Annotated in this window: 20 protein-coding genes; 10 read left to right on the forward strand and 10 right to left on the reverse strand. The window is 33.8% G+C overall.

The window, feature by feature from the left end:
* Positions 1 to 18 precede the first annotated feature (18 nt).
* From infC to M4I44_RS00180, 10 genes are all read left to right on the forward strand, one after another.
* Entirely contained in the window at positions 19 to 570 is a 552-nt protein-coding gene (gene infC / locus M4I44_RS00135; RefSeq protein WP_072974136.1) for a translation initiation factor IF-3, read from the forward strand.
* Positions 571 to 703: 133 nt separating this feature from the next.
* Positions 704 to 901: a 50S ribosomal protein L35 gene (rpmI, locus tag M4I44_RS00140; protein WP_007810722.1), complete on the forward strand. Its 198-nt coding sequence runs from the start codon at positions 704 to 706 to the stop codon at positions 899 to 901.
* 100 nt (positions 902 to 1,001) lie between these two features.
* Positions 1,002 to 1,346 carry a 50S ribosomal protein L20 gene (gene rplT, locus M4I44_RS00145; RefSeq protein WP_017498429.1) on the forward strand — a complete coding sequence of 115 codons (345 nt, stop codon included), beginning with the start codon at positions 1,002 to 1,004 and terminating at the stop codon, positions 1,344 to 1,346.
* Positions 1,347 to 1,480: 134 nt separating this feature from the next.
* A complete protein-coding gene (locus tag M4I44_RS00150; RefSeq protein ID WP_017498430.1) occupies positions 1,481 to 2,053 on the forward strand; it encodes a Crp/Fnr family transcriptional regulator in 573 nt (190 codons plus the stop codon).
* 198 nt (positions 2,054 to 2,251) lie between these two features.
* Complete coding sequence (locus M4I44_RS00155) at positions 2,252 to 2,686, forward strand: carboxymuconolactone decarboxylase family protein (protein WP_017498431.1); 435 nt, start codon at positions 2,252 to 2,254, stop codon at positions 2,684 to 2,686.
* A 181-nt stretch (positions 2,687 to 2,867) separates the two neighbouring features.
* Positions 2,868 to 4,577: a tetratricopeptide repeat protein gene (locus tag M4I44_RS00160; RefSeq protein ID WP_249966190.1), complete on the forward strand. Its 1,710-nt coding sequence runs from the start codon at positions 2,868 to 2,870 to the stop codon at positions 4,575 to 4,577.
* 1 nt (position 4,578) lies between these two features.
* The gene (locus tag M4I44_RS00165) at positions 4,579 to 6,357 is read left to right on the forward strand and encodes a tetratricopeptide repeat-containing sensor histidine kinase (protein WP_249966191.1); all 1,779 of its coding nucleotides are present in this window, start codon (positions 4,579 to 4,581) and stop codon (positions 6,355 to 6,357) included.
* A gap of 10 nt (positions 6,358 to 6,367) precedes the next feature.
* Positions 6,368 to 7,036 (forward strand): response regulator transcription factor, encoded by a 669-nt coding sequence (locus M4I44_RS00170; RefSeq protein ID WP_017498434.1) that lies wholly within the window; start codon positions 6,368 to 6,370, stop codon positions 7,034 to 7,036.
* Between the two features lie 80 nt (positions 7,037 to 7,116).
* Entirely contained in the window at positions 7,117 to 7,371 is a 255-nt protein-coding gene (locus M4I44_RS00175; protein ID WP_017498435.1) for a hypothetical protein, read from the forward strand.
* A 132-nt stretch (positions 7,372 to 7,503) separates the two neighbouring features.
* Positions 7,504 to 8,307, forward strand: a complete 804-nt coding sequence (locus M4I44_RS00180) for an endonuclease/exonuclease/phosphatase family protein (protein ID WP_249966192.1) — start codon at positions 7,504 to 7,506, stop codon at positions 8,305 to 8,307.
* A 1-nt stretch (position 8,308) separates the two neighbouring features.
* Here the strand turns inward: M4I44_RS00180 and M4I44_RS00185 are convergent, their stop codons facing one another.
* The 10 genes from M4I44_RS00185 to tgt form a co-directional block, all read right to left on the reverse strand.
* Complete coding sequence (locus tag M4I44_RS00185) at positions 8,309 to 9,568, reverse strand: asparagine synthetase B (protein WP_249966194.1); 1,260 nt, start codon at positions 9,566 to 9,568, stop codon at positions 8,309 to 8,311.
* A gap of 338 nt (positions 9,569 to 9,906) precedes the next feature.
* Complete coding sequence (locus M4I44_RS00190) at positions 9,907 to 10,572, reverse strand: response regulator transcription factor (RefSeq protein ID WP_017498438.1); 666 nt, start codon at positions 10,570 to 10,572, stop codon at positions 9,907 to 9,909.
* Positions 10,573 to 10,686: 114 nt separating this feature from the next.
* Positions 10,687 to 11,478: a sensor histidine kinase gene (locus M4I44_RS00195; protein WP_249966195.1), complete on the reverse strand. Its 792-nt coding sequence runs from the start codon at positions 11,476 to 11,478 to the stop codon at positions 10,687 to 10,689.
* Position 11,479: 1 nt separating this feature from the next.
* Positions 11,480 to 11,980, reverse strand: coding sequence for a hypothetical protein (locus M4I44_RS00200; protein ID WP_017498440.1), 501 nt, complete (start codon positions 11,978 to 11,980; stop codon positions 11,480 to 11,482).
* 144 nt (positions 11,981 to 12,124) lie between these two features.
* Entirely contained in the window at positions 12,125 to 12,502 is a 378-nt protein-coding gene (locus M4I44_RS00205; protein WP_017498441.1) for a hypothetical protein, read from the reverse strand.
* A 138-nt stretch (positions 12,503 to 12,640) separates the two neighbouring features.
* Positions 12,641 to 14,185: a replicative DNA helicase gene (dnaB, locus tag M4I44_RS00210; protein WP_017498442.1), complete on the reverse strand. Its 1,545-nt coding sequence runs from the start codon at positions 14,183 to 14,185 to the stop codon at positions 12,641 to 12,643.
* A 139-nt stretch (positions 14,186 to 14,324) separates the two neighbouring features.
* On the reverse strand, positions 14,325 to 15,278 hold the full coding sequence (locus M4I44_RS00215; protein ID WP_017498443.1) for an acetyl-CoA carboxylase carboxyltransferase subunit alpha: 954 nt from the start codon (positions 15,276 to 15,278) through the stop codon (positions 14,325 to 14,327).
* Positions 15,279 to 15,390: 112 nt separating this feature from the next.
* The gene (locus M4I44_RS00220) at positions 15,391 to 16,278 is read right to left on the reverse strand and encodes a DMT family transporter (protein ID WP_017498444.1); all 888 of its coding nucleotides are present in this window, start codon (positions 16,276 to 16,278) and stop codon (positions 15,391 to 15,393) included.
* Positions 16,265 to 17,353, reverse strand: a complete 1,089-nt coding sequence (locus tag M4I44_RS00225; RefSeq protein WP_026110191.1) for an LptF/LptG family permease — start codon at positions 17,351 to 17,353, stop codon at positions 16,265 to 16,267. Before M4I44_RS00225 ends, M4I44_RS00220 begins: the two co-directional genes overlap by 14 nt.
* 67 nt (positions 17,354 to 17,420) lie before the next feature.
* On the reverse strand, positions 17,421 to 18,551 hold the full coding sequence (gene tgt / locus M4I44_RS00230; RefSeq protein ID WP_017498446.1) for a tRNA guanosine(34) transglycosylase Tgt: 1,131 nt from the start codon (positions 18,549 to 18,551) through the stop codon (positions 17,421 to 17,423).
* Between the last annotated feature and the right edge of the window lie 83 nt (positions 18,552 to 18,634).

Here is an 18,634-nt window from a genome sequence, read left to right on the forward strand (position 1 = left end):
AATTATAAAGTCATAGCAATAAGAAGCAACAGAGGTTACCAACCTCGAGTAGAAAAAAAGGATGCCCACAGAATAAACAATAATATTCGTGGCGTACAAGAAGTAAGATTAGTAGGCGAAAACATCGAACCTGGTGTATTTAAGCTTGCTGAAGCTTTACGATTAGCAGATCAATTTGAACTTGATTTAGTTGAGATCTCGCCAAACGCTGAGCCACCGGTTTGTAAAATCATGGATTACAAGAAATTCGTTTACGAACAAAAGAAACGTGATAAGGTGTTAAAAGCTAAGTCTACGCAAGTTGTCGTAAAAGAAATTCGATTCGGTCCTCAAACGGATGAGCATGATTACGAATTTAAAAGAAAAAATGCGGAGAAGTTCCTGAAAGAAGGTGCTAAACTAAAAGCATTTGTATTCTTTAAAGGACGTTCTATCATCTATAAAGATCAAGGTCAAATCTTACTTTTACGTTTGGCAACAGACCTTGAAGAGCACGGTAAAGTTGAAGCGATGCCTGTTTTGGAAGGAAAGAGAATGATTATGTTCATTGCTCCGAAGAAGAAAAAATAATTATTTGCTTTAAGCAATAAGCAATAAGCTTTAAGCAGCAGTTTAAATAAACTATTTGCTTAAAGCTTAAAGCCTAAAGCCTAAAGCTTTTGAAGATATAAGTAAGTAAGAATAAATTAAAACACTAGGAAAAATGCCTAAAATGAAAACAAAATCTAGCGCCAAGAAACGTTTCAAAGTTACTGGTTCTGGAAAGATTAAAAGAAAGCATGCTTTTAAAAGTCACATCTTGACTAAAAAATCTAAAAAACGTAAATTAGCTTTGACACACTCAGCGCTAGTTCACTCAACAGATATGAAAAGCATCAAACAACAATTAAGAATTATCTAATAATTCTTTAGGTTTAAAATTATTTATATAACCTTGGAGTATGGCTTTTAAGTTCCTTTGATTCAATTCAGGACGCCTGCTACAAAAACACATTAAAATTATGCCAAGATCGGTAAATTCAGTTGCTAAAAGAGCAAGAAGAAAAAAAATAATGAAGCAAGCCAAAGGTTTCTTTGGTAGACGTAAAAACGTTTGGACAGTTGCTAAGAATGCGGTAGAGAAAGCGATGAGCTACGCTTACCGTGACAGAAAACAGAATAAAAGAAATTTCCGTGCTTTATGGATTCAACGTATCAACGCTGGAGCTAGATTAGAAGGAATGTCTTATTCTCAATTCATGGGGAAAGTAAAAGCTAACGGAATCGAATTGAACCGTAAAGTTCTTGCAGATTTAGCGATGAACCACCCTGAAGCTTTCAAAGCAATACTTAATAAAGTAAAATAAACGTTTTATAAACTCAATTTAGATTACTTACTTATCATAGAAAAACCATCCCGCTGAAACGGGGTGGTTTTTTGCTTTATACCGGTTTGCTAAATTCTAATTTTTAAAGGTACATTTGTATAAAACTTATAGCAATGTACACTGCTCTTTTTGCACACATCGAAAAATTTGTAACTCTCGAAGCTTCTGAGATTGATCTCCTAGAATCAGTTTTAAGTTTATCAAATATTAAAAAGAAAGATCACGTACTTCGGGAAGGTCAAGTATGCAACACTCTTTATTTCATCGTTAAAGGATGCATGCGTCAATACATAATTAATTCAAAAGGGACGGAACAAACTCTTCAATTTGGAATTGAAAGCTGGTGGATTACCGATTACTTAAGTTATCACAACCACGTTCCTTCTCATTTTTATATTCAGGCTGTAGAGAATTCTGAGGTTATTGCCTTAGAACAATCTGTACTGGAGTCTGTACTAATTCAAGTTCCGAAATTGGAGCGCTACTTTCGCATTGTTTCTCAGAAGTCATTTGGAGCTGCACAAATGCGAATTAAGTTTCTATTCACCATGTCTGCAGAGGAAAGGTATCATCATTTCAATAACCTCAATCCTGAGTTTGTTCAGCGCGTTCCTCAATATATGCTTGCCTCCTATCTTGATTTTTCGGCTGAATTTATGAGTAAAATCAGGGCTGGAAAAGTTTAATTCTGAAAAACAAGGGCTCTCAGACACTAAGCTACTTTTGGTTTTAGAGTATCAAAAAAATAAATCCTGTTCTTTTACACATCGTTAGCGAACTCAGAACCTTAGTATTTCAGCAACTCGATAATTTTCTTGAAGTAGTTCAAGTTTTTCAAAAATGATATATATGATCTTTGTATCAAACTTTTAAAAACACTTCAAATGAAACCAAGAATCGTTATTCCAACAGTTGCTCCTCAAGCGTACCAAGCATTACTTAATTTAGAAAAATACATTTCTACTACTTCACTTACACCTGTACACAAAGAATTAATTAAAATTCGCGCTTCTCAAATAAACGGCTGTGCGCATTGCATTAATATGCATACCACCGATGCCAGAAAACAGGGTATATCAGAACAGTATATTTATTTACTTAGCGCCTGGCGCGATACGGATATTTATACTGAGGAGGAAAAAGCAATTTTAGCTCTGACGGAAGAAGTAACACTAATTAGCCATCACGTTTCTGATGAAACCTATCAAAATGCTGCAAGCCTATTCAATGATCAGTACCTTGCCGAAATTATCCTGACTATTATTACTATTAACTCCTGGAATAGAATTGCTATCACAACAGGATTAAGAGTTTCATAATTGTTCCAGAAATAAATAATACTCCACAATACAAAAAAAGCTTTCAGGTATGAAAGCTTTTTTTTGTATTTAACTGAAAATCAAGCATGAAAAATAAAATCAAAATTTATGGAAAAACAGGTATTTATACGCTTTTTTAAGAACTTTAATTCTTTACTTTTGGCGCATGATACCTTACAGAATGCGCGTTTTCCTATTTATTATATTCACTATTTTATCCTTGCAATTCTGTCAGAAAAAAACCTCAAATACTCCCAGACCAAAAAATACAAAACCCGAAATTGAACAAGCGATACTAACTGCAGATCGCTTTTACAGCCAAAAAGAATTTGACAGCGCTTTTTTTTATTACAACAAACTACGATCGATCTGCAATCCGGTAACAGATTCGGAAAACTACATTACTTCTCTGAACCGCATGGCAGAAATACAGCAAGATCAAGCTGATTATGCAGGTAGCGAAAATACCATTAAAGAAATACTGCCTTATCTGAAGTATGCAAAAAAGCAATCTCAGATATGGAACACCTATGTCATTTTAAGTATCAATTATTTGAATACGTACGATTATAAAAATGCTATACGCTACAATCAAAAGGCACTGCAGCTACAAACTGAAGAATGGAGAAAACTGGCCGCAAAAAATAACATGGCTGTTATCTTAATGGAAGAAGGAAAATACAATGAGGCTCTCCAGATCTTCCTTTCTTTGACAACAAAAAAAGAAGTTCTTAATAATAATGAGTTTCAAGGGAAAGCACTGGACAATATTGGATTCTGCTACTTTAAAATATACCATTCAGATAAAGCTCTGTATTATTTCCAAAAAAGTCTTGAAATAAGGAAAAAACAAAACGATTCTTTCGGTTTGGGAAAAAGCTATCTGCATTTTGCTAAATTTTACGAAGAAAGCAATCTGTTATTAGCCAAAAAATACATGCATTTAAGCTATGATAAATTTACTCTTGCCCATACTATCGACGAGCGTCTGTCTTCTTTAAAACTAATTATCAAGAATAGCTCTGATCGTGAATTAAAAAAATATTCTATTGTTTATGTGAATCTAATCGACAGCATTTTTGAAGTTAAACAAAAAGCTAAAAATCAATATGCCAAAATTAAATACGACTCGACAAAAGAGAAGAATGAAAATTTAAGACTAAAAACATACAAAGTCGAAAATGAAATACAAATAGAAAAGCAACGAAACAGAAACATTTTCTCCTATATCATAATTACCCTTAGTTTAAGTTTAGTCACTGTACTTTATTTCTACCTGACTTCAAAAGGAAATAAAGAGAAAATAGAAGCTACTTATAAAAGTGAAACCCGGATCGCAAAAAAACTTCATGATGAATTAGCCAACGACATTTATCACACGATGGCTTTTACTGAAAGCAAAAATCTTTCTATAAAGGAGAATAAAACACAATTATTAAACAACCTGGAAGCCATATATTCCCGAACCCGAAATATATCTAAAGAGAACAATCAAATTATAACTTCAGAAGATTTCATTCTTAATTTAGAGGAAATGATTGAAGGATTTAATACTCCCGTCATTCATATTTTTGTAAATGACTTAGAAACTATAGATTGGAACGAAATTGAAAAGAATAAAAAGATGACTGTTTACAGAACAGTACAGGAGTTGCTTGTAAATATGAAAAAACATAGCGCCGCAACTCTTGTTACGATCACCTTTAAAAAAACAGACCAAAATGTAATGATAACCTATACTGACAATGGAATAGGAATCGACCTTGCTGCCATAAAATTTCAAAATGGCCTTTATAATATAGAAAACAAAATTCTGTCAATAAAAGGAGAAATCATTATCGATTCTACTCCCGAAAAAGGGTTTAAAGTTTTTATTAATTTTCCAGTTTAAAATGAAGAAACCACTTTACTTTCTTCATAGAAGAGTTTTTTTACAGCGTTTGATACTACTGCTATCAATAGCTATAGCCGGTATAACATTATTGCAATCCGACGAGTTCAACACACCATCAGATTCTGGTCAAAAGAATAATTCAGCAGAAATTCTAAAATTTTCAGATCTGGCCGACTCTTTATATGATGCTTATAAATTGGACAGTTCTTACTATTACTACAATAAGGCCAAGCTTCTTTGTAATCCAAAAATCAATACTATTGATTATGTTTACACTTTGTACTCGATGTCTCAAATCAAATACGATCAGGGGGATTATATTACCAGTGAAGCACATGCAACCGAAGCTTTACCTTACTTAAAGTATATTAAAAATCCAAGACATGCATCAATCCTTTACAATCAACTAGGAATTAACTACTCTAATACCTATAATTATAGTGATGCCATTCTTTATCTAAAAAAAGCAATACATCTAAAATCAAGTACCTGGAGAAGATATATGGCTTTAAACAATCTGGCTACTGTTTATATGGATCAACATCGATATAAGGAAGCAGAACAAATTTTATTTATCCTATCGACACAAAAAAGAACTTCAAATTATGAGGATATTGATAAAGATAATTATGCCCGGGCAATTGATAATTTAGGTCTGTGTTATTTTAGATTGGGAGATTCCGAAAAAGCACTCAAATATGTAAATGAAGCTTTAAAGATCCGACTTTCACTCTCGTCAGAATACGAATACTCATTGGTTGGAATTTACAGACATCTTTGCTTTTTTTACATGAAAACCAATCCTAAGTTAGCAAAGGAATACGCTCTAAAGTCACATAAAGTAGCCACAAAAATAAAGATCCTGACGGACAGAATTAGTTCGCTATCACTATTAATTAAAACCAGCGAGGGATCGGATCTAAAAAAATACTCCTTATCCTATATTAAACTTATTGACAGCATTACTCATGTAAGGTGTAAAACAAAGAATCAATTCACCAATATTAAATATATATCCCGAATAGACAAAACAGAGAACCTACAGCTTAAAGCACAAAAAGCAGAAAATGACCTGGAGCTGGCGAGGCAAAAAAGACGTAACATCTATTTGTATATGATCATTGTACTTATTCTAAGTCTTATTGCTTTTGTTTACTTCTATCTCAAATCAAAAGGAACAAAACAAAAAGACGATGCTGTTTTTGAGAGTGAAATACGAATATCACAAAAATTGAAAGATGAACTTACCAATGATGTGTATCACAGCTTAACGTTTGCTGAAACTGTTGATTTGGAAAAACGGGAGAATAAAGAAAGACTTTTAAATAATTTACATGCGATTTACACAAAAACCCGAAACATTTCGAAAGAAAATGGCTCGGTACCTACAAATGAAAGCTACTCCAACTCTTTAAAAGAAATGATTTCAGAATTTAAAACTGCCGATTTAAACATTATTCTCAATGGTTTTGATGCAATTTCCTGGAACGAACTTGAAAAAAGTAAAAAAATTATACTTTACAGAATCCTTCAGGAGCTATTTGTGAACATGAAAAAGCACAGTCAGGCGACATTAGTTAGTCTTACTTTTAAAAATTTTGAAAAAAAAATAGTTATAATTTACAGTGACAACGGGGTCGGAGCCTATAATAGATCAATAATTTTAAAAAATGGGCTACAAAATGTGGAAAACCGTATTAAAACCATAAATGGAAATATTATTTTTGACTCCAATTCTAAAACAGGTTTTAAATTAAGTTTCAATTTCCCCAAATAAACAAAGTAATATGTTCAAAAAAGTTTTAGTTGCCGAAGATTTAGACAGTATCAGCATTGCCGTAATTCAAGCACTTGAAGAACTCAACGTTCCTGTAATTGACCATGTCAAATATTGCGACGACGGATTAAATAAAGTAAAAAAAGCTATTATGGATAATGAGCCATATGATTTATTAATCACTGATTTGTCTTTTAAAAAAGATCATCGTAAAACTATTTTAAACGGTGGTGAAGAATTAATCGAAGCGATTAATGAAGTTCAGCCTAAAATAAAAAAGATAGTATTTTCTATAGAAGATAAATCTTATCGTATAAAATCTCTTTTTTATGATTTAGGTATTAGTGCTTATGTTTCTAAAGGACGTAATAGTATCGTCGAATTAAAAAAAGCAATTGAAGGAACTTTTAGAAATGAAGAGAAAATACTTTCTTCTGATTTGTCATTTAATTTCAACGAAAAATCATTGTTTGAAATTGAATCGTACGACATTTCAATCTTAAAACTTCTGTCGCAAGGCTATATTTTAGATAACATATCAAACGAATTTAAAGCGACTTCGATCACTCCAAACGGAACCAGTAGTATCGAAAAGCGCATTAATAAACTAAAGATTTACTTTAAGGCAAACAACAATGTGCATTTAATTGCTATTGCAAAAGATTTTGGCCTGATTTAATTTTTAACTGATTTTACGGTTTCCCGTAAGGAAATGTTTTTTAATAAATCTATTTTTGTCTGTAATCTATTAGTCAACTAATGAAAATCAAATACAAAAATAGCTCTAAAAGAAATTTTCTACAGATTTTTGTTTCAAAGATTAATACAACTAAAAACAAGATCATAATGAAAACAATGTTACTTTGTCTTTTTCTATCCTTAAGTTTTGCTTTCGTTTCTGAAAAAACAGGATGGCTGGAAGTAGATTGGAAAATTATTTTTATTCCGGCTCTGCTTGTTTTGCAAATCATTATAATTGGTACTGCTCTAAAAAACAGGTATAAAAAGCATTAACCTTAAATTTATTGATGCTGAAATTTCAATGAGAATCTTTTTTAAGACAGATTCTCATTGAAACTAAAAACAGAATTCGACTAAACAGTAATCGAATTTTGAAATGCCTATATTTGAATTTTTAAATACAGCATGAAATACTTATTAAGTCTTACTTTCTTCCTTTTTTCTGTTCTCACGTACTCACAAACTAAAATTCTATCCTGGAATATTGAGAACTTAGGAAAATCAAAATCCGAATCAGAACTGAATTTCATTGCAAATACTGTTCTTGCTTATGATATTATCGCAATTCAGGAAGTTGTTGCCGGATATGGCGGTTCGCAGGCTGTTGCAAAACTTGCTTCAATTTTAAACAATAAGGGATCAAAATGGGACTATACCATAAGCAACCCAACAAGCGGAAACAGTTATAAAACCGAACGATACGCTTATCTCTGGAAAACCAGTAAAGTAAAACTGAAAGGAAATGCCTGGCTGGAAAAAAAATACCATTCAGAAATTGATCGTGAGCCTTATCTGGGTACTTTTGAAATCAATAAAAAGAGCATTACTTTAGTCAATTTTCATGCTATCACTAAGACGAAGCAACCTGAGAAGGAAATTAAATATTTTAAATTTCTGCCTGAGCAATATTCCAATTTAAATTTGGTGTTTGTTGGTGATTTCAACTGCCCGCAATCCCACTCTGTATTTACTCCATTAAAAAAAATGGGATACAATTCGACTTTACAGAATCAAAAGACTACTTTAAAACAACAATGCAAAGAAACCGTTTGTCTGGCATCAGAATTTGATAATATTTTTTATCATAAAAAGTCAGTAAACTATATAAACTCCGGTATTGTTTCGTTCTATAAAAACTTTAATTCGCTACAGGAAGCCCGAAAAATATCCGATCATATTCCAATCTGGATTGAATTTTCACTGAACTAAATTATGTTTTCAGCTTTTTCTTTCTTGCTGCAGGAAACAGAACATTATTTAAAATGAGACGGTAACCCGGAGAGTTTGGGTGTAAATCTAAAACGGTAGGCGGGTCTCCAACCTGATGCTGAAAATCTTCAGGATCATGTCCTCCAAAAAAAGTAAACATTCCTTTTCCTTTCTCGCCGTGAATGTATCTTGATTCTCCATTCAATTCACAAGTACCCATTATCAGTACATTTGATTTTACCAAATTGGTATCAAATGCAGTCGTCTGCCCCATAAAGCCTTTTACCAATTGTGTATGATTCTGGCACAACATACTGGGAATCGGATCCCATTTTGCTGAAAACTCCATTAAAGTAAAATAATCTTTCTCCATAGGAATTCTGCGTTTTCCAGTCATATCAATATCCGAGAATTCATATACCTCCGGTCTTCGTTCCAAAGTAAAATCTTTAAAGGCAAATGAATTTCCGTAATTCAATTTTGACTGATAATTGGATTCACTGGCATCTCCATCAAACATGGCTTCACAAATATCAACTCCATCAGCCGAAAGTGCAATATCAAAACTATCTGTTGCAGAACACATGGCAAACATAAATCCACCACCAATTACAAAATCTCTAATCTTTTTTGCAACTGCTCCTTTTTCCTGAGACACTTTAGGATATCCTAATTTTGCAGCCAGAGCCTCGGCATCTTTTTTTTGTTCAATGTACCAGGGTGTATTTTTATACGCAGAGTAAAATTTACCATATTGTCCGGTAAAATCTTCATGGTGTAAATGCAGCCAATCATAAAGAAGCAACTGATCACTTAAAACCTCTTCATCGTAAATTGGTGTAAAAGGAATTTCGGCATACGTTAAAACTAAAGTTACGGCGTCGTCCCAAGGTTGTTTCCCTTTTGGGGTATAAACAGCAATTTTAGGTGCTTTTTCTAAAATAACCGATTCCATATTTTGGGATGGACTTGAAATATCGTTTAATATTGAAGCCTCCTCAGCATCTGAAAGAATTTCAAAACTTACTCCTCTAATTTTACATTCTTTACGAATTTCATCGGCATCCGGGAGTAAAAATGAGCCCCCACGATAATTTAACAACCAGCTTGCTTTATAGTCTCTACTTAAACACCAATAGGTAATTCCGTATGCTTTAAGATGATTCTGCTGTGTGGTTTCGTCCATCGGAAGTAAGATAAACGAGGCTTTTGCCGTGAATGAAAGTAGCAATATGAAAATATAAACTAAGCACTTCTTCATTAGAAAATTATTTTAGTAAAGATATAAAGGAACCTTCAAAAAACACCACTGTTCTTTCGCTTTTATAGGTAGATAAATGTTAAAAAAATACCTGAAAATAATTAAATACACGGCTAAAATCACGTAGAAACACCTATTTTGCAACAGCACATTATTCTTACATTTGCTGTCCCCCGGGCGTAAATTTAATCAATGAAAAAGACAAAGGCATGAAGCTTAATGATAGCAACCAAGAACCTAAGGGATTAAGTATGATACAAAAAATAGGAATAGTTATACTCGTACTTATTATAATTTTATACTACGTACTCTCCATTCAATATTTAGCAAGCTTAGATTTACAGCGTTAAAACAGCGATTTCATTCTGAATCGCATATACTACTAAACCGGCTATATTCTTGGATTCTGTTTTAAGCAATAAGTTGTTACGGTGCCCTTCTACGGTTCTGGGACTTAAGTAAAGATGATCTGCAATTTCTGAAGTTGTTTTTTGCTGGCAAATAAGCTGAAGTATTTCTATTTCCCGTTGTGAAAGAAAACCGGTTTCCAGATTTCCTTTTGAAGTTTTACTGGAAATAATAGTTTCCTGAATGGTTTGCAGCACGCTTTCATTATAGTAAAACCCTTTTTTTGCTACTTGATTGATGGTATGAATTAAATCTTTTGGAGTAGTATTTTTTATTAAATAAGCCACAGCTCCCACCTGAATCATATTGGCAATAAATGATTTTGTATCATAGCTGGTTAGCGCAATAATTTTAATTTCGGGAAATGATTTCCGGATAATTTTCGTAGCCTCGACACCATTTAAAATGGGCATTTTCAAATCCATGATAATAATATCAGGTTTGATCACGCTGTTGTCTAAATTTAACAGAAGTTCTTCTCCGTTTGATGCTTCAAAAATAATATCGATATTATCTTCTCTTTGCAATAAAAAAGAAATTCCTTTACGGAACAAAACTTCGTCATCTACTAAAGCAATTTTAATAGCGGCACTCATTTGATTTTTTGTTTTTGGTCTTTTGGTACACCGAAATTACAAAATATGAATCAGAAAAGAGTACTACAACCATAATATATTAGGTAAAAACCTATTTTATTGTCCTTTTTTAACCTAAAAAGTAAAAACTACGCTAATCCCTTTACCAATTTCCGAATGAATTTCGATTGTTCCTTTCAAAAACGAAATACGGCTATCCATATTTTTCATACCCAATCCTTTCTGATTTTCGGTATTTTCGCTGTCAAAACCAATTCCATTATCTTTATAATAACAAGTCTGAATCTCATTTTCTACTTTAAAATCGATCCAAATTTCGGTCGCTTTTCCATGGCGCAAAGAATTGTTCATTAATTCCTGCAGGATTCGAAAAATATGCAAATGTCGGTCATTATGATTCGAGTCAAAATCAATTCCATTATGATAATGCACTTTTACCGCTTTAGAACTTTCAAATTCGTCACAAAGTTCCCGAACTCCGGCATTCAGACCAAACTTTTCAAAAACCGGGGGTAATAAATTATGGGCAATTTTCCTGGAATTCTCTAATGCTTTAGCCGTTAGACTTATAATTGTATCCGTAATTTCATTTGTCTCGCCCTCCGTTAAATTTGGGGAGGATAGTAAATGTGAATTTAATGAAACTATATTGAGCTTAGAACTGATGTCATCATGTAAATCCTGAGCAATTCTTTTTCGCTCTTCTTCCTGCGTAACAATAACTGCATGCAATTGTTCCTTTCGATACTGAATTTCCAAATCTCTTTTCTCTACTTCCTTCTGAATAATTTTCTTTCTCGAAAAATAAAAGAAGGCTACTAAGAAAAATGCCACAACCATAAAAAAACATGACGTGTACAAGATGATGGCAACTATCTCTTTTTCGTAAACCGGGCTTCCACTCATATCATATCTGATTATTAATTTTATTTTTTGGATTAAAACTTACTTTCCATTCGTACAAAATAAATAGATAATACAACAGTACGAAAAAAGCATTTAGTCTCCATGTAAAATATTTTAAATCATCGCTTAATCCGAGGGTAAGATTACCCACTAAAAAAAGGACCGTACTGACTAACAAATAAGAAGACAATCCCACTGTAAAATAATAGTACTTCCTGTCATCGGTCAGCATATTATAAAAATGCAATAAAGCATATACAACGCTTAGTAAAGAAGTCGCCGTAATGGCAAACAAATTAAATTTAAAAAATTGTTCTGTATTAATCAAACACTGGACGGCCAAAACGAACAACATTAAAGTCAGACTCCAGTTTACAAATGCTTTTTGTCTTTTTAGTCCTAAAATTGATTTGTAAAACAGTCCTAATAAAACCATTTGACCAATAAAATAGGTGTTTACAAAAAATAAATTTTCAATCTGAAAACGGTATAACAGCTCCATCGTGAATTGAATAACACATAAAAACACGACATAAACTGTAAAAAAAACATTAGCTTTTTCCCGTAGGAAAAAGCTATATGTATATAAAATCAGGTTAAGTAAGAGCACCAAATAACCTGAATATATTAGAAAATTATCCATCAATTATTGATTCATTGGACTATCCGGGTCAGTGTATGGAGGACAAGGACGAGAAGCATCGTAAAGTACATCTTCACCATCTCCGGCAGTTCTTGCTCCGGCTGCGGCTAGCTGTTTTTTGAAAACATCTACATAAACACCTGTTTTTGGATCTAGTTTTGTACCCACAAGCATTAAGTTTTGCTCTCCGGCGTTATTAATCCCTACATAAGCACGTACGGCATCAATATCCTGATCTAACACCAGCTTGATACTTTCTAACGGAATTAAATAAGCATCTACTTTTCCTTTACCTTCCTGAGACTTTCGAAATTTCCGAGCCCATTCCTGACCAACAGCCAAACTGACTTCAACTGATCCTAATTTTTTTTCTTCTGACATAATTTAAATTTGTTTTTGGGTTAAAATTTAATTCATTAATCGCTTTACGCAATTGTTTAGCTAAACTACAGAATTTTCTAGGAAAAGTATTAATATAAAAGCATAAAAAAAGCCTCAAAATGAGGCTAAATTGTTTTATTAAAACGGAACATCGTTGTCGTCGTCGTCGTCATTTAAATTACTTCCGAAAGCTTCATTAGCTGAAGGCAGACTTTTAGTGATGAAAGAATTATCGTCATGATTCATTTTTGACGGCAAATCGTCATAACTACCTGAAAAATCATCCAGATTATCAAACTTTCCAAGATGTCCTAAGAATTTCAATCGAATGTTTTCGATACCCCCGTTACGGTGTTTGGCGATCATAATCTCTGCCTGACCTGCAGTTGGTGATGCTTCATCGTCATCCCACTCTTCAATTTTGTAGTATTCCGGTCGGTATAGAAACGAAACGATATCGGCATCCTGCTCAATAGCTCCAGATTCACGAAGATCCGAAAGCAACGGACGTTTACTGGATCCACGCGTTTCAACCGCACGCGATAGCTGCGAAAGTGCAATTACCGGAACGTTTAGCTCTTTTGCAAGGGCTTTTAAGTTTCGGGAAATGGTAGAAATCTCCTGTTCACGATTTCCTCCTCCTTTATTATTTCCTCCGGCAGTCATCAGCTGCAAATAATCAATAATAATAATTTTAATTCCGTGCTGTGAAGCCAGACGACGGCATTTTGCTCTCAAGTCAAAAATAGAAAGCGAAGGTGTATCATCAATAAACAAAGGTGCTTTTTCCAGATCTTTTACCTTGGTACTCAACATTTCCCATTCGTGGGGTTCTAATTTACCGGTACGAAGTTTTTCCGATGACAATCCTGTTTCTGACGAAATTAACCTTGTAATCAACTGAACGGATGCCATCTCCAGAGAGAATAAGGCCACCCCATGCCCATATTGAATGGCTATATTTCTCGCCATTGAAAGTACGAAGGCCGTTTTTCCCATCGCAGGTCTCGCCGCGATAATAATTAAATCACTAGGCTGCCATCCCGAAGTCAGTTTATCCAGATTATGAAAACCGGTTTCTACACCACTCAATCCTTCCTTTTTCGCAATCTCTTCAATCTTCTTTTTAGCCTGAAGTACTAAACTCTGAGCAGTTTCAGAACTACGTTTGATATTTCCTTGTGTTACTTCATACAGTTTAGATTCGGCCTGATCCAGCAAATCAAACACGTCTGCCGTTTCATCGTAAGAGGCTTCGATAATTTCGGACGAAATTCGAATTAAACTTCTTTGAATGAATTTTTGAAGAATAATACGAGAGTGGAATTCGATATGCGCAGAAGAAGCAATTTTTTGAGTAAGCTGAATTAAATAAAAATCTCCTCCGGCTAACTCCAATTTTCCATTCTTCTTCAATTGTGCCGAAACTGTCAGCAAATCGATTGGCTGTGTTTCGGTAAAAAGCTGAACGATCGCTTCAAAAATAAATTTATGTGCATCTTTATAAAAAGCATCAGCCTGCAAAATATCAATTACATCATCAACCCCCTTTTTATCAATCATCATCGCCCCAAGAACAGCCTCCTCCAATTCAAGCACTTGCGGCGGAAGTTTTCCTTTTTCTAAATTAATAATTGTGGTTTTATCTACCTTTACAGGATTTACATTCTTGAAATTTTCCATATAGCGAAAGTAACAAAATTTAAAAAAAAATTGCTATTGAGTTATAACTATTAATTGTTTATAAATATGTTTTTTTGTTCATAACCAAAAAAAAATCCGAAACTGTAAGGCTTCGGATTTTAATTCGTTTTGTAAGAATTTACTCTTTATACTCCCCCATCTTACTGTACTTGTCCATTCTTTGGGCAATCAGATCATGTGTTGATAAGTCTTTCAATTCATTATATCCTTTAGTGATGTACTCCGCTACTGTTTTAAAAGTTGTTTCGCGATCGTAGTGTGCTCCTCCTAATGGTTCAGGAATCACATCATCAACTAATTTTTGTTTTTTCATATCAGATGAAGTCAATTTTAAAGCGTCGGCAGCACGTTCTTTGTACTCCCAGCTTTTCCATAAAATTGACGAACAAGATTCCGGAGAAATTACAGAATACCAAGTATTCTCTAACATATACACTTTATCTCCTACACCAATTCCTAATGCTCCTCCTGAAGCTCCTTCACCCACAATAATTGTAATGATAGGCACTTGCAAACGAACCATTTCGAAAATGTTTCTGGCGATTGCCTCTCCCTGTCCTCTTTCTTCAGCTTCAAGTCCTGGATATGCACCCGGAGTGTCTACTAAAGTTAAAACCGGGATTCCGAACTTCTCTGCCATTTTCATCAAACGCAAAGCTTTACGATATCCTTCAGGGTTTGCCATACCAAAATTACGGTACTGACGAGTTTTGGTATTAAAACCTTTTTGCTGACCTACGATCATAAACGACTGTCCGTTTATTTTTCCTAATCCACCCACCATCGCTTTATCATCTTTAAAGCTTCTGTCTCCGTGAAGCTCTAAAAATGTATCTCCGCAAAGTGCTTTGATATAATCTAAAGTATAAGGTCTATTTGGATGTCTTGACAGCTGAACACGTTGCCAGGCTGTAAGGTTTTTGTATATTTCTTTCTTAGTTTGCTCTAATTTTTTGTTGATTTCCTTGCAGGTTGGTGTTACATCAACATCAGATTCTTTTCCAATTATGACACACTTTTCTAACTGTTCTTCAAGTTCTTTAATTGGAAGCTCAAAATCTAAATATTCCATGGATTTTTGAATTTTGTTTGTAAATCGAACCGCAAATATAAAAATATTATATCATTGGTTGAATTAAATCGTATTTAAAATATAAAAATGTAATTTAAAAATAAGGAAATTATTACACTTGTTTCTTGTTTTTATAATGTTTCAAAACACCGTTTAAAATAACGGTAATTACAATTATCAGGGCGCCAATATAAAATTCTGTACTCATTTTTTCTTTTCCTCCAAGAATAAAATAAGCCAGCATAATTCCGTAAACAGGCTCTAAATTAGTCGTTAACATTACGGTATAAGGCGTTAATTTCTGCATCACTTTCACTGAAGCAGTAAAGGCATAAGCGGTACAAACCGAAGCCAAAAGAAGCAATAAAGCCCAGTTGTTTAGTGACATTGTAAAAAAATCGGCAGTAAATTTTCCTTGTACTAAAAAATAAATTGAAATAAAGAATACTCCGGCAGCAAACTCATAAAAAGTAATTACCGAAGGATCGTGTTCTGTTATTAATTTCCCATTCATTAAAGTGAATAAAACCCCCAGAATAATAGCTGCTAATGCATAATACATTCCATGCAGATACTTTACTTCGACCTGCATAATCAATGCTAAACCAGCAATAATAATCAATCCGAAGAAAACTTCGTAGAATAAGATCTTTCTTCCGTAAAAAAGAGGTTCCAGTAACGACGCAAAAAATGCACCGAGTGAGAATATCGAAAGTGTTATAGAAACATTGGAAACGTGTATCGCTCTAAAAAAGAAAATCCAGTGAAGCGCAATCAGTAATCCCACAAAAATCAGTTTCGCAAAGGAAGTGGCTGAGATTACAAACGATTGTTTTTTGTACACAATAAATGCCGCCAGAAAAACTCCTGCAAGAAGCATTCTGAACCAGACCAAATTTTCGGCATCAATGGTTATCAAAGCGCCCAGAATGGCCGTAAAACCCCAAATAAAAACAATTAAATGAAGATTTAAATAACTTTTTAAATTATCGTTTCGCATTACGTAATAGGTAAACCGCCAGGATTCCGAAAACAATATTCGGGAGCCAGACAGCAAATAAAGGTGAGAAAGCAGATTTTTCGGCAAGTGTTCCGAATATTTTATCAAAGAACACAAATGAAAAGGCAATTGCAATTCCGATCGCTAAATTAGTCCCCATACCTCCACGGCGTTTCATCGACGAAACGGCCACAGCGATAATAGTCAGGATAAAAGCTGAAACGGGTACACTGTATTTTTTGTAAAGCACAACCAAATACATATCAATATTTCCTGAGCCTCTTTTGCGTTCTTTTTCAATAAAATCGATCAGTTTTCCAAGCGGCAGGGTCTCTGCAATATAAACTACAGGAGTTAAATCGGCTAGTTCAAATTTGAAAGCAACTCTTTTCTCGGGACTTTTTTCGATCTGATCGTTTAATTCTCCAAGAGTTCTTTTGGTGTAATCATACAAAGCATAAGTCTTAGATTTGGGATCCCATTTGATACGGCTGGCAGTAATTTTATAGGTCAGCTTTTCATTTTCGAAATGTTCTAATGTAAAATTAAAAGCCGTTTTAGACTCTTCATTAAAACTATTGACAAAAATAAAATCGTTGTCATTAATCTGACGGTAAACATTGGTATTCTCGCCCCGCATTAACTGTTTTCCGTTTCCTTTCAGGTACGTATACCTAAAATTATTAAAACCTTCACTGGCCGCGGGAACAATAAAAAACCCCATTAAAAGTACAAAAACCGAAACGATCGAAGCCCCAATAATATAAGGTCTTAAAAAACGGGAAAATGAAATTCCGGAACTTAAAACGGCAATAATTTCTGTATTATTAGCCAATTTTGAGGTAAACCAAATTACAGATAAAAACAAAAAGATCGGAAATAAGGAATTCGCAAAATAAACCGTGAAATTGTAATAATAGATCGCAATTGCGGTAAACGGAATTTTATTTTCCAACATCTTATTCACCTTTTCAGAAACGTCGATTACAATTCCAATTGGAATAAATAATAAAATCATCACCGAGAAAGTGGCTAAATATCTTTTTAAAATATACTTATCTATTATCGTTAACATAGTAAAGTTTAATCGATTATTTGTTTAACCGTTTAACCGAATAAACGATTAAACAAATCAACTTATTTTAAAGTCTCTGACTCATATTTTTAACCATCATTTCTTTCCATGGTCTGAAATCGCCTGCTAAGATATGTTTTCTGGCTTCACGAACCAACCACATGTAAAAACCAAGATTGTGAATAGTCGCAATTTGTTTTCCTAAATATTCGTTAGCCGCAAATAAGTGACGTAAATAAGCTTTTGTATATTCTGTATCCACAAAAGTATGTCCCATTTCATCGATTGGAGAAAAATCAGCTTCCCACTTTTTATTCTTGATGTTAATAGTTCCGTTTGCTGTAAACAACATACCGTTTCTGGCATTACGGGTTGGCATAACACAATCGAACATATCAATTCCTAAAGCAATATTTTCTAAGATATTAATCGGAGTTCCAACTCCCATTAAATAACGTGGTTTGTCCTCAGGTAAAATTTCGCAAACTACTTCGGTCATGGCATACATTTCTTCTGCAGGTTCTCCTACAGACAAACCTCCAATTGCATTTCCTTGTTGTCCTGCATTTGCAATATATTCTGCCGACTGACGACGTAAATCTTTATAAGTACTTCCTTGAACAATTGGAAAAAATGTTTGTTCGTATCCATATTTATAAGGTACTTTATCCAAATGATTGATACAACGATCTAACCAACGGTGGGTCATGTGCATCGAACGCTGTGCATATCTGTAATCACATGGGTAAGGCGTACATTCATCAAAAGCCATAATAATATCGGCTCCAATAGTACGTTGAATTTCCATTACGCTTTCCGGTGAAAAAAAGTGGTACGAACCATCAATATGAGATTTGAACTTTACTCCTTCTTCCTTAATTTTTCTGTTATTAGAAAGGGAGTACACCTGATATCCTCCAGAATCCGTTAAAATATTACGATCCCAATTCATAAATTTATGCAATCCACCTGCTTTCTCCAGAATTTCGGTCTGCGGACGTAAATACAAATGATAGGTATTTCCAAGAATAATATCCGGATTGATATCGTCTTTAAGTTCTCGCTGATGCACTCCTTTTACAGAAGCCACCGTCCCGACAGGCATAAAAATAGGCGTTTCAATTACACCGTGATCTGTAGTAATACTTCCCGCTCTTGCTTTAGATTGCGGATCTCTTTGTAATAAATCAAACTTCATCTGTTTCTTTTTTCAGTCGGCAAAGATAAGCTAATTTCAGAGAAAATTAATTAGATAATTTGGCAATTAGAAAATTAGATAAT

Source organism: Flavobacterium sp. B183 (genome assembly GCF_023539155.1).
Taxonomy (GTDB): domain Bacteria; phylum Bacteroidota; class Bacteroidia; order Flavobacteriales; family Flavobacteriaceae; genus Flavobacterium; species Flavobacterium tructae.